The 16,113-nt window shown below is 38.7% G+C and carries 9 protein-coding genes; 7 read left to right on the top strand and 2 right to left on the bottom strand.

What is annotated here, in order from left to right:
- The first annotated feature begins 909 nt into the window (after nt 1–909).
- Both aspS and ABD676_RS05155 read left to right on the top strand, forming a co-directional pair.
- Nucleotides 910–2,664, top strand: a complete 1,755-nt coding sequence (aspS, locus tag ABD676_RS05160; RefSeq protein WP_344673526.1) for an aspartate--tRNA ligase — start codon at nt 910–912, stop codon at nt 2,662–2,664.
- A gap of 99 nt (nt 2,665–2,763) precedes the next feature.
- Nucleotides 2,764–4,152 carry a LutB/LldF family L-lactate oxidation iron-sulfur protein gene (locus ABD676_RS05155; protein ID WP_344673525.1) on the top strand — a complete coding sequence of 463 codons (1,389 nt, stop codon included), beginning with the start codon at nt 2,764–2,766 and terminating at the stop codon, nt 4,150–4,152.
- A gap of 118 nt (nt 4,153–4,270) precedes the next feature.
- On the opposite strand, the gene ABD676_RS05150 is transcribed toward ABD676_RS05155, so the two are convergent.
- Complete coding sequence (locus ABD676_RS05150; RefSeq protein ID WP_344673524.1) at nt 4,271–6,118, bottom strand: vWA domain-containing protein; 1,848 nt, start codon at nt 6,116–6,118, stop codon at nt 4,271–4,273.
- Between the two features lie 94 nt (nt 6,119–6,212).
- Between ABD676_RS05150 and ABD676_RS05145 the strand changes: the two genes are divergently transcribed.
- From ABD676_RS05145 to ABD676_RS05125, 5 genes are all read left to right on the top strand, one after another.
- Nucleotides 6,213–6,773 carry an RNA polymerase sigma factor gene (locus ABD676_RS05145; RefSeq protein WP_344673523.1) on the top strand — a complete coding sequence of 187 codons (561 nt, stop codon included), beginning with the start codon at nt 6,213–6,215 and terminating at the stop codon, nt 6,771–6,773.
- On the top strand, nt 6,766–8,034 hold the full coding sequence (locus ABD676_RS05140) for a carboxypeptidase-like regulatory domain-containing protein (RefSeq protein ID WP_344673522.1): 1,269 nt from the start codon (nt 6,766–6,768) through the stop codon (nt 8,032–8,034). Before ABD676_RS05145 ends, ABD676_RS05140 begins: the two co-directional genes overlap by 8 nt.
- A gap of 461 nt (nt 8,035–8,495) precedes the next feature.
- Nucleotides 8,496–9,032: a Sec-independent protein translocase subunit TatA/TatB gene (locus tag ABD676_RS05135; protein ID WP_344673521.1), complete on the top strand. Its 537-nt coding sequence runs from the start codon at nt 8,496–8,498 to the stop codon at nt 9,030–9,032.
- 67 nt (nt 9,033–9,099) lie between these two features.
- Nucleotides 9,100–11,334, top strand: coding sequence for a Tex family protein (locus tag ABD676_RS05130; protein WP_344673520.1), 2,235 nt, complete (start codon nt 9,100–9,102; stop codon nt 11,332–11,334).
- A gap of 84 nt (nt 11,335–11,418) precedes the next feature.
- A complete protein-coding gene (locus tag ABD676_RS05125; RefSeq protein WP_344673519.1) occupies nt 11,419–11,718 on the top strand; it encodes a hypothetical protein in 300 nt (99 codons plus the stop codon).
- On the opposite strand, the gene ABD676_RS05120 is transcribed toward ABD676_RS05125, so the two are convergent.
- On the bottom strand, nt 11,705–16,069 hold the full coding sequence (locus ABD676_RS05120; protein WP_486387593.1) for a translocation/assembly module TamB domain-containing protein: 4,365 nt from the start codon (nt 16,067–16,069) through the stop codon (nt 11,705–11,707). The two genes, ABD676_RS05125 and ABD676_RS05120, sit on opposite strands and share 14 nt — an antisense overlap.
- Between the last annotated feature and the right edge of the window lie 44 nt (nt 16,070–16,113).

Here is a 16,113-nt window from a genome sequence, read left to right as displayed (position 1 = left end):
AATCCCCCACAATGCCCCACAAAAAAGTTTTCCACATAGCCTATCTACTACAAAATAGGCCTTAAACAGGTCAAAAAGCGACAATAATATTGAAACACAATAAATTACATTTTGTATCAAATGACCTATATTTGGCTCTTTGGGCTAGCTAAAACACTAGCAAACAGCTGTTACAAGTCCAATTTTTTGCCCTTGTGGGGTGAAGTGGAGCAAGGTCATATCACTTGTGCCTTTAAAGGGGGCAAAGTGGGAGATTTATTCTCAACTATTTCTTTTCTAGATGAACTTTAGGCTCTCAAACGATTGTCCAATTGGTAGATATTAGGATAGGTCAAAAACGATAAGCTATTCGGTCTGGAAGAAGTTAAGACAAGGTTATATTTCACTCGATATTGACAGTATATGGATTCGCTACACTTAGGGAATTTCCTAGGATCTGATAGGGATCTCCTTCGGATCTCGTTCGGTCGGAACCGAACGAGATCCGAAGGAGATCCGAACAAGTTCCGAAGGAGATCCGTTAGAGTATCGAAGAAAACCCTTGTAATAGATAGTTAGACCACAGACAAAAGACAACAGAAAAAAAAGGAAAAAGTAGATGTGAGACCGCTACGCTATTAGATGTGAGATATGAGATAGAATGGGGGAACGGTCGAAGCAGGCTTCGGCCCTACGGTTGTGGTAAGATTGCCAATATTTTCACGATTGTTTGTAGGATCGATGCATGCATCGCCCGCCATCAAGAATATCCTCCAATCTGATTTCTGTTGTCTGTTATCTATTATCTATTATCTATTAACCCCTATCATTTCCGGTCATTTTTGTTCATTTTGGTTGTATTCTGCTATTCTATTGTCTATCTCACATAAATCCGATAATTTTGTAACGCAAAAAAATTAAAAAATAATCATGCATAGAACACATACTTGTGGCGAATTGAGAATCACAGACCTCGGAAAAAAGGTAACCCTAAGTGGATGGGTGCAGAAATCTCGTGATTTAGGTGGGATGACCTTTATCGATGTTAGAGATCGTTATGGCATTACCCAGCTGACTTTCAACAGTGAGGATGATGAGGCATTACGCAGCAAGGCTAGAGAATTGGGCCGGGAGTATGTAATCAAAGTAACTGGAACCGTCATTGAGCGTTCCAGCAAAAACAATAAGATTCCTACTGGTGAAATAGAAATTAAAGTGAGTGATTTGGAAGTTCTAAATGAATCCAAGTTACCTCCATTCACCATTGAAGATGATACTGATGGCGGTGAAGATATCCGTATGAAATATCGTTATTTAGATATTCGCCGTAATCCGGTAAAGAATTCCTTATTATTCCGCCATAAGGTGGCTCAAGAAGTTCGTAATTACCTTTCGAGTTTAGATTTTTGTGAGGTTGAAACACCCTATTTAATTAAGTCTACTCCAGAAGGGGCACGTGACTTTATCGTTCCATCAAGAATGAATCCAGGACAATTCTATGCGCTTCCTCAATCTCCACAAACATTCAAGCAATTGTTAATGGTGGGTGGCCTAGATAAATATTTCCAAATCGTGAAGTGTTTCCGTGATGAGGATTTACGTGCGGATAGACAACCTGAGTTCACGCAGATTGACTGTGAAATGTCCTTCGTAGAACAAGAAGATATCTTAAACGTATTTGAAGGTATGACTCGTCATCTATTAAAGAACATTCATGGGATTGAAATTGAGCAATTCCCTAGAATGACCTTTGATGAGGCGATGAGAACTTATGGTAATGACAAACCGGATATTCGTTTCGGCATGAAGTTCGGCGAATTGAATGCTGTTGCTCAACATAAGGAGTTTGCCATTTTCAATAATGCGGAATTAGTAGTTGGTATTGCGGTACCAGAGGCAGCGTCTTATACACGTAAGCAAATTGATGAACTAACGGATTGGGTAAAACGCCCTCAGGTTGGTGCTTCGGGTATGGTATATGTCAAATGTGAAGCTGATGGAAGCTATAAATCTTCAGTCGATAAATTTTACGATCAGGCAGATTTAGCAAAATGGGCAGAAGCTACTGGTGCGAAAGCTGGAGATTTAATCCTGGTGCTTTCAGGTCCAGCCAACAAAACAAGAGCACAGCTAAGTGCATTACGTATGGAATTGGGCAATCGATTAGGATTGCGTAAGCCTAATGAATTTGCTCCTCTTTGGGTTATTGATTTCCCATTATTGGAATGGGATGAAGAAAGTGGCCGTTATCATGCGATGCACCACCCATTCACTTCTCCGAAAATAGAGGATATGCCTTTATTAGACACTGATCCTGGAAAGGTTCGTGCAAATGCTTATGACTTGGTATTGAACGGTAATGAGATCGGTGGTGGTTCCATCCGTATCCACGATAAAGATATGCAAGCTTTGATGTTTAAGCACCTTGGTTTTACGGAAGAACAAGCACAAGATCAATTTGGTTTCTTAATGAATGCTTTCCAATACGGTGCTCCACCACACGGAGGATTAGCGTTTGGTCTAGACCGTTTAGTAGCAATATTAGGTGGTCAAGAAACTATTCGTGACTTTATCGCATTCCCTAAAAACAATTCCGGACGTGATGTGATGATTGATGCGCCTGCAACAATCGCCAAAGAACAATTGGATGAGTTAAGCTTGAATGTTATTGAACCAAAACAATAATTGACGATAAGCGTTTAACATTTATATTAAATTACTATATTTAAAAGTTGGCTGTATCCCGGCCAACTTTTATTTTTGCAAGAATTCAACTCCATCCCTATGGCACAAACAATAGCTGACAAATTTCTACAAGATAGCGAGACAAAATCTTTTGACACTCGTCATCGTCAGATTATCAATACAGGTATTGATAAATATAATGTTGCTTTTGAAAAGGGAAAAAGTAAATTCTTTGATTTAGAGAATTCCAAGATCAAGGCAAACTTGATTAAATGGAAGGTGATGGAGAATTTGGATAAGTACCTATTGGACTTTGAGTCTAATTTTACGGCTAATGGAGGTCGGGTTATTTGGGCAAATGATATTCAAGAGGCACAAGAAGAGATTTGGCGTATCATGGAGCATCATGGTGCTCAGTCGGTCGTAAAATCTAAATCCATGGCTACAGAGGAAATTGAATTGAATCATTTCCTGGAAAAGAAAGGAATTGAAACCATTGAGAGTGATTTAGGTGAATTTATTATCCAATTATTAGGTCATAAGCCTTATCATTTTGTGACTCCGGCTATGCACTTGAGTCTGGAAGATATCGCCAAGTTATTTCATGAGAAATTCGACACACCTTTGGAGGCCAGTGCAGAAGAATTGACCATGAAGGCTCGTGAGATTCTAAGGGAGAAATATACCACAGCTGATATCGGTATTTCGGGTGCTAATTTTCTGGTTGCTGATACAGGAAGTATCGCGATTACAGAAAACGAAGGTAATGCTCGATTAACGACTACCTTTCCAAAGGTACATATTGCTGTAGTCGGAATTGAAAAGGTTATCCCGAATATGAATGACCTGGATTTGTTCTGGCCATTATTGGCTTCACATGGTACCGGGCAGAACTTAACGGTGTATAACACCTTATTATCCGGACCGAAAAAAGGAACGGAACGTGATGGGCCTGAAGAAATGTATGTGATCCTTCTGGATAATGGCCGCACCAATGTTTTGGAACAAAAGGAACAACGTCAAGGACTTTATTGTATTCGCTGTGGAGCATGTTTGAATGTTTGCCCTATATATCAAAATATCGGTGGACACACCTATGAAACCACCTATCAAGGACCAATAGGCTCCTTGATCTCTCCGCACTTGAATGGCATGAAGGAATTCAAACACTTAAGCTTTGCATCTTCTTTATGTGGGAAGTGTACAGAAGTTTGTCCTGTGGGAATTGATATTCAGAAAATGCTGTTATTAAATCGTCGTGATTCCGTGCAAGAAGGCATGGCTACCTCGATGGAGAAAAAAGGCTGGAAGATGTTTACCTGGGCTATACAAAAGCGTAAATTAATAGACTTCGTCGGCGGAAAAACAAAGAACTTCTTTGTGCGCAATTTCTTCAAAAAAGCTTGGGGTGATAAAAGAGAATTACCAAAAATTGCTAATAAATCCTTTGCGCAACAGTGGAAGGAAAAACAAAAACACGATAAGTAAGCTTAATTAGAAATTGTATAAGGATTTAATTGATTAGAATATAAAAAAAAGAGGAATTTGATATTCCTCTTTTTCTTTGCACCCTATTTATGAATGGGAATGAGTTATTCCATCATTATTATTCGCTTTCTTTAAATCCATTGGTATCGAACAATGATTTACTATTTTCGGCCATACGGATAAACTCTGCCCGATAACCTTCGTCATCTTTACCTTTAGCTGCTTTTGCGCGAGTAATTAAACTTTGGAAGTTTGCTTTTTGTTTGAAGTCCGAATTACGGATAAGCATTCCAAACTCGGCAACTGCAGTAGCAAAGCGAAAATCTTCACTTGCATTTTCAATAGCTATAGCTTTATCTGACACTACCTGTTGTTGTAATTTACTTCGATCGCTAGTCGGTTCTTTATAACGGAATTTGACTGTTGCCAATTCACCATTGCTAGCTCCAGCAGGCGCTTGCTTATCCTTTTGGTATTTCAATGGATCAACTTTTCCAAAGATTTGTGAAATGATACCAGTAGGAATAAGTTCATACAGCGCAGTCACGGTATGCCCTACCCCCATATCACCACCTAATTTCGTATCGTTATTAAAATCCTCTGCTTCCAATAAACGGTTTTCATAGCCAACTAAACGATAGGCTTGCACATAGGCAGGATTAAATTCAACCTGAATTTTGACATCTTTGGCAACAGTAAACATAGTTCCTCCAAATTCGGTCACCATAGCCTTACGGGCTTCTGAAATGTTATCGATATAGGCGTAATTTCCGTGTCCTTTATTGGCAAGTATCTCCATTTTGCTGTCTTTCAAATTTCCCATACCATAACCAAGCACAGTTAAATTAACACCGCTTTGACGTTCTCTGCTTATCAGATCTTCCATCGCTTCATCAGATGAAGCTCCGACATTAAAATCGCCATCTGTGGCTAAGACAATACGGTTATTACCATCTTTTATGAAGTTTTCTTTTGCAATATTGTATGCCAGCTTGATACCAGCACCACCAGCAGTTGATCCACCTGCCTCTAACTCATCTATGGCTTGCTTTATAGTCATCTTCTGACTTCCTGAAGTACTTTTGAGTTTTAAACCAGCTGAACCTGCATAAGTCACAATAGCCACTTTATCTTCTGGTCTTAATTGATCTACTAATAACTTCAAAGAAGATTTAACCAAAGGAAGACGGTTGGCTCCAAACATAGAACCAGATACATCGATCAGAAATACAAAATTCGATGCTGGTAATTTTTCTGTAGGCATATTTTTAGCTTTCAATGCAATACGCATTAATTTATGCTCTGGATTCCAAGGAGCAACCGATAGTTCGGTATAAATCTTAACAGGATCACCATTAGTAGGTGGATTAAGGTTGTATTGGAAATAATTGATCATTTCCTCTACACGTACAGCATCCTTTGGAGGTAATTGACCGGCATTGATCATCCTACGCACATTGCTATAGGAGGCAGCATCTACATCGACTGCGAAGGTAGAAAGCGGGTCTTTCAAGGGAGATAAAAAAGTATTCTCCTTGATGTCCTGATAAGTCTCCGAATCCATTGCTCTAGGCATTGAAATTCTAACACCCATATTGGCACTACCAACAATTTGTCCTTTCACCCTCGTGTTTTTGCCGTAACTTTGGACCACTATTTCTTCTAAAACTTCAAATCCTTGATCCAATAGTACATTCAAGCTATTGCTTTTTGGGACTTTTACCTCTTTAGTTTTATATCCTATATAGGAAAACAACAATAGATCTCCAGATTCTGCATTAATTTTATAGAATCCGTTCTTATCAGTGGTCGTAGCCATATTTTTATTTTTCACTAAAACTTGTACTCCAGCTAAAGCTTTTTTATCAGCATTGTCCCTTACATATCCTGATATTTCTGCGGCAATTGCCTGGTCTGCACCTACTAGAAGGATTAAGACGGCGAATAAATAGATGATTCTTTTCATAGCGTGTAAATTTTCTCAAGGGATGCATTAAAAATGAAATTTCCATAAACGAGAAAAAAAAATTATTTTTCAGCCATAATTAAGCCGTTACAATTTGTCTAAGCAAACCAATCATACTGACGACGAACTCCTCCAAGCCTACTTGGAGACTGGTGATCTTATACATTTGGGTGATCTCTTTCAACGGCACAGCGAGATGCTCTATTATGTTTGTTTAAGGTACTTTAAGGAGCCTGAGCGTAGCAAAGACGCTGTGATGCACATCTTCGAAGAACTCATTGAAAAAGTCAAGAAACAAACGATACAGGATTTTCCCAGGTGGTTATATGTTGTTGGTAAGAACCATTGCTTGATGGCCCTTCGTTCTGCAAAAAGTAAGGTTGAAATTGTTACAGATGATTTTGTGGAATTTGGAGTAAACCTGCATCAGGAGGAAAACTATTCGGAGAAAGAGGAGCAATTGAGTCGCATGGAACGTTGTTTAGACGGATTAATGGAAAAGCAAAGACAGAGTATTCAGCTATTCTTCATCGAACAGAAATGTTATAAGGAAGTAGCAGATTTGACAGGCTTTAGTTTGAACGATGTAAAGAGTTATATTCAGAACGGAAAGCGAAATCTGAAAATCTGCATGGAAAGGAGCAATCATGAATAATCATTTTGATATCGCTTATTTAAGGAAATATGTCAACGGGGAATTAAGTCCTTCGGAGATGTATGCCATAGAAAAAGCCTCTCATCAAGATGAGTTGTTGATGGATTTAATCCTAGGATTGGAAGCAGAGAAGGAATTAGGTTCTGAACTGGATCAAAAAGATTTGGATAGTGCTATATACGAACGTACGCATCCGCAGAAAGTCATCAATTTCAATAAATACCGTTGGTTATCCATTGCAGCTACTTTATTACTTGCCTTTGGTATCGGTATGATCTGGTACATGAATAGGGAGCAATCTACGCTTAAGTATGAAGATAGTATTGCACATACCGAGATGGCATCTCCTGCTGACACTACGGTCAATGTAGCTCCAATCGACAGCATAATTGATGAGCCGATCGAGGAGCAGCGAATAGCTTTTCATAACCCGAATGCCAAGAACAAACGAACATCGGATGAGGCAGTAGTCGAAATTCAACGGCCTACCTTAACATTACCTTCTGTACCTTCGGGAAGCCACGTGTCTGCGGACTCCTTTGGAGCAAAAAGAACCAAGGAAGAAAAAGCAGATAATAACTACATCGCTCAAAACAAAATGCAGGATTATTACTCGGAGAATATGGCGTTGAACGAATCGACTATAGTACTTCGTGGAAATACTGATCGGAAGCGAAATGTTATTGTAGGCTCTGCACCACTATCCTCCGCTCAAGATAAAAAGACAATAGCTACTGGACGCGTATTAGATCAAAACTCGGGAAGACCTTTGGCGCATGTCACTGTCAGAGATATCAAAACTAATGAGGTAACAGTTACGGATTCATCCGGACAATACATCATGCCTTTATCTTCCAAAAACCAAGAATTGGAGATTTTATCCCTAGGATATGAAACGAAACGTATCATCGCCAGCAATAATAAAATTGTACAACTACAACCAGAAATGAGCATGGTTGAAGAAGTGACCGTAGTTGGTTATGGTGGTAAAAGCAGTCGATTTAAATCGGAACCACTTGCTGGCTGGACAGCATACAAGAAATACTTAAAGGACCAAACAGCACAATCTCTAGCTGGAAAAGGTACAGTTACACTTGTGTTTGATATCTCCTCCTTTGGTCGACCATTTGACTTTAAGGTGAAGAATAGCAGCAACCCAGAATTGAACCAAAAAGCAATTCAGATTATCCAAAATGGACCAGATTGGCAACTCGGCAATGATGGTAAGAAAGTGGAAATTAAGGTGGAATTTGAGGGGTAGACCGATGCGCTGTTAGATATGAGATGTGAGATAGAAAGGGGGAAAAGAATTTGAGATATGCGGGCGATGCATGCATCGCCCCTACAAACAATCGTGATTTTATTATCCCTAAGCACCATAACAGTAGGGTCGTAGCATGCTTCGACCGTTATCCAATATCCATTATCCATTTTCCAATATTCAATATTCAATAAGTTAATTATTTCTGATCTGCATAGTTTGAAGTTCACTCAGCTAGCTTCGTGACGTGGTCTTTTGGGTGGGAAGAGAGATTCTTCGCTTCGCTCTGAGTTGGAAATGGATTCCTTTCTAATGATACTTAACGTCTAACAGCGAAGCGGTCTCATATCTCCCATCTATTAGCGAAGCGGTCTCCCCTTGTTACGAAATAATTACAGTTAATTATTGTTGAAAAAAAATAATAGGCTTACCTTAGCATATTAAATAAAAGAAGAGAAGCGATGAATTTAGCGTTTTTGAATATTGGTACTCAAGAGATGGTTGTTATTATCTTGGTAGCACTATTACTATTTGGAGGGAAGAAATTACCGGAGTTAGCGAGAGGTTTAGGCAAGGGGATTCGTGAGTTTAAAGATGCATCTGAAGGCATAAAACGCGAAATTTCAGATCAGATAAATAATTTTGAGAAGGAGATTGATGATGTGAAGGCGGATATAGAAAAAGAACCGGAAAGCGATAATTCCACTTCCGTAAACCCTACAGAAAGTTATGCAAATAACGCACAAGAGTCGGAAGGGAATGAAAATGCTGAGGTAAAAGAAAAGAAAACTCCACAGTTTTCTGCACCTTCTGGTACTTACGAACATCAGCCATATAGAACACCTACGGAAGAAGATTATTACAGCTATGGTTACAAAGACCATTTTGATAATAACGAACAAGTTACCAATGATGCAGACCAAACTACATCATCAACTGAAGGACAATCTACAGAAGAACATGCTTCGAAAGAAGATCATGGAACTAAAAACGCCTAATAAATAATTTTTAAAAATATTATTAAGCTGTTGATGAATAGTCAACAGCTTATTTTTTCTATTGAGTATGATTACATCCCACGAATTAATTGTATCGCAGGAATTAGCTATCAGCGAAAAACAAGTGCACAGCACTTTAGCCTTATTGGATGAGGGAGCTACCATTCCTTTTATTGCACGTTATAGGAAAGAAGTGACGGGCAGTTTAGATGAGGTCCAGATTGCGGCAATTCGAGATCGTGTACAGCAATTACGCGAATTGGATAAGCGTAAAGAAGCGGTATTAAAGTCTATTACGGAGCAGGGTAAATTAACTCCTGCCCTAGAAGAGCAAGTGAAAACTGCAGAGACGATGGCTGTACTGGAGGACATTTATCTTCCTTACAAACCAAAACGCCGTACTCGTGCTTCCATGGCTAGAGAGAAAGGCCTTCAGCCATTGGCGGATGTTTTATTGGCCCAGGATAAAGTTGATGTTGAAATCGCCGCTGCCGATTACATTGATGAAGAAAAGGGAGTAAACAATCTGGAAGAAGCATTAGCAGGTGCTCGTGATATTATTGCTGAGCAGATTGCTGAGGATGCCGAGGTAAGAGCACATACCAGAAAGGTCATCTTAGAAAAAGGGAAATTTGTTTCTCGAGTAGTACCTGGAAAAGAAGAGGCCGCTTTGAAATATAAGGATTATTTCGAGTGGTCTGAATCATTGAAAGATGCACCTTCTCACCGTGTTTTAGCTATGCGTCGTGGGGAGAAAGAGGAATTGTTATACTTAGATGTTGATGTAGAGGAAACAGCGGTATTGCCAGGGATTGCCAAACAATTCATCAAAGCTAAAAATGACTCATCAGATCAGGTAGAGTTAGCACTTCAAGACAGCTACAAGCGCCTATTGAAACCTTCCATGGAAACTGAAGTTCGTGTATTGACACGTCAGCGTGCCGATGTGGAAGCGATCAAAGTATTTGCTGACAATGTACGTCAATTATTATTGGCAGCACCACTTGGGCAAAAGAGATTATTAGCTATTGACCCTGGCTTTAGAACAGGTTGTAAAACGGTGGTTTTAGATGCTCAGGGTAATCTGTTAGAGAATACGGCCATCTTCCCACACAATGGAGCAGGTGGTTTAGCAGAAGCAGAGAAAACAGTGAAGCACTTGGTATCGAAGTACGATATTGAGGCAATCGCAATTGGGAATGGAACTGCAGGTCGAGAAACTGAAGATTTTGTTCGCAAATTAAAGTTAGCAGATGTGACAGTCGTTATGGTGAATGAGAGCGGTGCTTCCATTTATTCTGCATCAGAAACTGCTCGTGAGGAGTTTCCAGATTATGATGTTACCGTACGTGGTGCCGTATCTATTGGCCGTCGATTAATGGATCCATTGGCAGAATTGGTGAAGATAGATCCTAAATCTATTGGTGTTGGACAATATCAGCACGATGTTGATCAAAATAAATTGCAATCAGCCCTAGATGACACGGTTATCTCTTGTGTGAATGCAGTTGGTGTAGAATTAAATACAGCATCTAAGCAGATTCTAGCTTATATATCGGGTTTAGGTCCTGCCCTAGCTCAACAAATCGTTAATTATCGCAAAGAAAACGGACCATTCAAGTCACGTAGGGAATTGAAAAAGGTACCTCGCTTAGGTGACAAGGCATTTGAACAAGCAGCAGGTTTCTTACGTATTCGTCATGGGGAGCATCCATTAGATGCTTCAGCTGTACACCCTGAGCGCTATGCTTTGGTTGAACAAATGGCAAAAGACTTGAATGTCACCATTCCTGAATTGATAAAAGATGATGCTTTACGCAAGAAAGTAAATCTTCAAAAATATACTTCGGAAGAAGTTGGTCTACCTACATTAAATGATATTTTGAATGAATTAGCCAAACCTGGATTAGATCCTCGAGAGAAATTTGAAAGCTTCTCCTTTACAGAAGGCGTGAATAGTATTTCGGATCTAAAAGTTGGTATGAAATTACCGGGTATCGTTACGAACATTACTAATTTTGGTGCTTTCGTCGACATTGGTGTTCATCAAGATGGATTGGTGCACTTAAGTCAATTAGCAAATCATTATGTTTCAGACCCACATGAGGTGGTAAAAGTTCAACAGCAGGTGATGGTTCAAGTTACGGAAATTGATGAACGTAGAAACCGCATCGGCCTAACCATGAAAACAGAGGATAAGGGTCCAAGAAAACGATCTGAAAAAAGAGATCATCGAGAAAACAAAGCGCCTGAAACAGATATGGCAAGTAAACTTGCAGCATTAGCAAGTAAATTCAAATAAGAGATCATGGCTGGATTATTCACAATCCAGCCTTTTTTAATAATCCATACCAGTTAATCTATTTTTATTGCTGTATTTTTGAGCATGACACTTACAGAATTTACAGCACATATTCAGCAAGAGCAACATCCAGAATCAACATGGTCCGTTCAATTACAATCCCTTTGGTATGATGCTAAGGGTGATTGGAAGAAGGCTCATGATTTGGTCGATCAACTTTCTGATTTATCATCGGCACATGTGCATGCTTATTTACATCGAGTTGAAGGCGATTTATGGAACGCTCGGTATTGGTATAATCGGGCTAAAAAGTCAGAATTTAAAGGAAGCCTAGAAGAGGAATGGAAAGAATTGGCGATTGCCTTTTTACCTAAAAAGGGTTAAGGTCATTCTTTACAGAGTCTTGCTTGGGAAGACTAACGGGCTGAACAGTATCACGCTTTGTTTTGAAAGTCCACATTCTTCTCCAGAACTCTCCAAGCGTATTGAATTCCTGACGGTAAACAAGGCCCACAGCATTGATATAATCATCTGTAGGGGTGAACAGTATGTTTCGAGTATTTAGTCTATTGTAGGCTCTAAAAACAAGGCTACCGTCCCTTCTCACCTTGTAGGTTAATTCCGCATCGGTAGCAACCTGATTCGAGAAGAAAGTTAAATCCGTTGTTTGGATATTTCTTCGGTCAACAATTCCTCCTGTTAGTACAAGACGATCATTAAAGAATCGGAATGATGCTGAGGCATCGTTAAACGACTTGATATTGAAGTCCAGAAAGTTGATGTTTAAGGATTGGGCTAAAATATTATTCAACTGATTAAAGGCAATTTCTGTACCTGCAGATAAGAGGGTATTATTCACTTCTTTTCCGACATCATTATTCGAAGAACCTGCCGAGAAACTACGACGGATAATCAAGCTTAATGCTTGTTGATTGACGTTATTGGCATCGGATAAATAGGCTTGTAATTCATCCTTCACATAAGGGTTCTGTGGAAAGTTTAGATCAAAAGTAACATCAGGTTGACTCAATGTACCTTTGATAATCATATCCGCCTGAGCTAATACACGTTCATCTTGGCCTGCTCTACCTGCTGCATTGTAAAGATCTCCAATACTTGTTCGCTGCTGATAAAGTGCAACCATGTTAATGTTTGCTCCTTCAGGAGATCCCGTCCAACGGATGGTACCACCTTGCTTGATGTCAAAGTATTTATTAATGAAATCCTGTGCTGTAAAATGGAATTTACCAGAGTTGACCACGTAATCACCAAACATTTCAAAGTCACCCAAACTGGAGATCTTCAAAGAGATCTCTCCATTACCATTTCCTTTTAGAGTCCCTAGATCGGTTTGAAGATTGACCTCTGCATCAGGGGTTAATTCCAGGTCCATATTCATGGTCATTCCCTTTAAGAAATAACGGTTGGCATTCTCTTTATTCTCGGAGGAATCCTTACTCACAAAGTAAATAAAATCACTGTCGGAAATGGTCATTGCTGTATTAAAAGGAATACTGATGCTGGTATTCTTTTCCGAACGTGCCTTAATATCGATATCAATTGCAGAGGTTTGTCCTTTGAAGGCAAAGGTTCCTGTCGCATAGGCTGTACCATAATAGATATTATTATCCTTGTAAGTGGTATTTAGGATCATTACATCATTTGCCGCAACCTGCACATCAATGGAAGGATTGCTTAGGTTATTCAGATCAATATTTCCAGCAGCTGTAGCTTGATGCCCTTGAGCATCACTGAAACTTAGATTCTGAATACGGATAATGTTATTATCAACTATAGCCGTTTGATTCTGGAATACATAGGCTGTCTTCAGGTAATTGACAACAAATGATGCAGAAGGTATTTTCGCCAAACCATTAAAGGATGGATTCTTTAGTGTACCGCCAATATTGATTTCAGCATTTATTCTACCTTGTAAATTAGATGCTAAATTACGCACAAAAGGTTGCAATAAGATTAGCTCTGTTTCATTCAAATTACCCTTCAAGTTCAGTTCTTGTTCACCCTCTCCTACCATATAGGTTCCCTTCAGTACCAAACCTCTTTGGAGTTCATCCAATAACTGCAAATCAATATTCGCAATCTTCTGTTCTGGGACAAAGTCAGCTAATAATTTAAGATTACCTATCGGAATCTGGTTATATACCAAAGGCGTGGTATTCACATTGGCTGACAAGTAAGGTTTCTTAAAAATGGAGTGTAACTCTATATTTCCATTTAATTCACCACTCAACTGTATTCCCATTGGGCTTAAGATGCTTTCCAGGGACTTAAGATTAAAGTGATTAAATGCAACATCCAATTTATCATCTTCATTGGAGAGTACGCCATTAAAAGTCACTCTTTGTTTCTCTTGGCTGGCTACAAGATTTTGCAGATAAAACTTCCCTTTGGATACCCGCATTTCAGCATCGGTATTGAAGGTCCAAGGTTCCCGATTAAGGATAATCTTTGATTGGGTGAACTTAATGTAGGCTGGTAGGTTATGCGCAAAGTGAATATTTCCATTTAAACGCATGTAGTTAGGATCGGTCTCATGCGCACCATTGACAGAAAAGATCAAACTGTCATTCGATAAGATATTTTTTATTTCAATATTATCAACGAATAGGCTATCACTGAAGATAAGTTTATCTGCATTCAGTTTCAATGAAAAAGCATGTTCATCTGCATTCTCTTGAATTTTAATATTTTCAAGATTAAAGCCTTTGTACTTAACAAATGGGCTAAAGGCATTGAAACTTGCCGTATAATCTTCTGAAGAGAAATGTGCTTCTAAGCTTGCTCCATCCTCTAAGGTTAAATTAGGGTCTAGGAATGCAGATACAGGTTCAAAAGATTTAAGATCCACCTTTAGATCAAATATCTGTGGATTGTACGGTTCTAGGGGTAAACCAATGGCTGGGGCATAACGCATAGCCAATGCTTTGAAATAAGGAACAATAGTATTCAGATCGATTACCCCCTTCATTTCACCATCCATTACATTGGATTTCAAATTGAATTGCCTATCCTTCTCATTCCCTTGAGCGGAGAAATATACATCCTTAATATTGAACTCTCCTTTGGAGCTACTCATGGAGATTTGATCACTATATAAATCTCCATTAAGATCATTTAAACTATTACCTTTTAACTGCGTATGGATACTGGTATTGTAGATGAGAATACTATCCTTTTTGACAATTCCCATCTTCTTGAAATTGATTTTCTCAATATCAGCATAGACATCGTAAAAAGTTTCTGGCTCTCGGAAATTGATGGAAGACTCATAACCTAGTCGGATATTCTTGTCTTTGATATCACCAATTAATTCCACTAGTTTATCTTTGAATTGGGCATTGACAAATACACTGTCATATTGATAATCGCCTAATTGAAGTTGTTTTAAATCACCTGCAGCATCCAATTGCAACTCATCTAATTCAAGACCTTTACCATTGAATTCAAAGTTAAATCCTGTTTTCTTAAGCGTATTATTGTTTAAAAGATTACCAAGCTGGAATTCAGAAGAAGCTACATTTCCTTCATAGGCAATACCATTCTGAATGTTGATCTTGCTAGTCGATTTTAAGTTACCTAAGGCAGTGGTAAAATTACCATTTACATCGAACAAATTGTATAAACCATGGAAAGTACCTTTAAAATCAATATTTCCAAATTTGTGGAGTTGCTCTGGAAGTTTGAAAGTTGCTTTATTTGCCAATTGAGGAACCAAAACTTCTACATCTTGAGCAGAACTTTTTAGACTTTGTAATTGAAAATCAAAGATTGTTTTATTGATATCAGGCAATCCCGTAATACTGAAATCACCTACAAGCTCTGTCTCCTTCCCTGTTTTAAGGTGAGCTGTAGCAGCTCGCAATTTACTTACTGTCCCATCTACCTTTGCTTGTAGGACCTGCGCTTTGAACTTGACATATTTCAGTTCCGGAGCAAAGAATTCAATGTCCTTAGAGTCAACGAAGGTATTCTCTAATGTACTTTCAATTTGAATTTTATCAATAAAATCCGAGAAGTCTCCAAAGTCATCATAAGAGAATTTAAGATAACGCCCCATTTTGGAATTATTGGTAATAATCTTTAAGCGGTCAAATTCCATGGCCTTATCACCAACAAAAGCTTCAGCAGATAATTCCTTCAAGTGAAAACCCGACTTATCCTTTAAAGTAAACTTCTCAATATCCGCCTGCAGACTGCTAGTATCCTGTTGGATATTTTTAAATTTCCCTGAAATATTCGTTAGGTCTAAATCTCCAAAATCAACACCTTTAGGATGGTATTTTTGATTGTGATTATAAACTTTAAAATGGTTATTAATTAAGGTTACATTATGGAGTTTCAACTCCATTTCTTTCTTCTTTTTCTTTTCGTCTGTTTTCTTAGGGCTGAAGTAATCCACCAAGAACTTAAAGTTGGAACTGTCCTTATAGAAATGTAAATCGGCATATCCTTCTTCCAAACTAAGCTCTTCAATGGTTATTTTATTTTGGAAGATTTTACGGAGTTTCAAGTCAGCATGCAATTCCTTGGCTTGCATAAGTGGTTTACCAGATTGATCAGATAATTTGAAACCTGTCAATGTCAATTCAGAGAAAGGCTTGAGGTAGATATGGTCCAGCTCTACCTTGGCATTTAATTCTTTGGAGAGGTATGATGCTACTCGTTTAGAAACCAATGTTTGTACAGCAGGAAATTGAAGAGAGAATACGGCGATTGTCAGCAGAGCAAGAATGCTAAGCAGGCATATAGACGTTATTT

The sequence above is a fragment of the Sphingobacterium kyonggiense genome (genome assembly GCF_039536825.1).
In the GTDB taxonomy this organism is placed as follows: Bacteria; Bacteroidota; Bacteroidia; order Sphingobacteriales; family Sphingobacteriaceae; genus Sphingobacterium; species Sphingobacterium kyonggiense.
The sequence above is the reverse complement of the archived record's forward strand: the minus strand, read 5'-3'. Positions and strand labels throughout refer to the sequence as shown.

Coding starts and splice junctions, on each gene's coding strand:
- ABD676_RS05135 (WP_344673521.1), top strand. CDS start 8,496: ATGAATTTAGCGTTTTTGAATATTGGTACTCAAGAGATGGTTGTTATT.
- ABD676_RS05150 (WP_344673524.1), bottom strand. CDS start 6,118: ATGAAAAGAATCATCTATTTATTCGCCGTCTTAATCCTTCTAGTAGGT.
- aspS (WP_344673526.1), top strand. CDS start 910: ATGCATAGAACACATACTTGTGGCGAATTGAGAATCACAGACCTCGGA.
- ABD676_RS05130 (WP_344673520.1), top strand. CDS start 9,100: ATGATTACATCCCACGAATTAATTGTATCGCAGGAATTAGCTATCAGC.
- ABD676_RS05140 (WP_344673522.1), top strand. CDS start 6,766: ATGAATAATCATTTTGATATCGCTTATTTAAGGAAATATGTCAACGGG.
- ABD676_RS05155 (WP_344673525.1), top strand. CDS start 2,764: ATGGCACAAACAATAGCTGACAAATTTCTACAAGATAGCGAGACAAAA.
- ABD676_RS05125 (WP_344673519.1), top strand. CDS start 11,419: ATGACACTTACAGAATTTACAGCACATATTCAGCAAGAGCAACATCCA.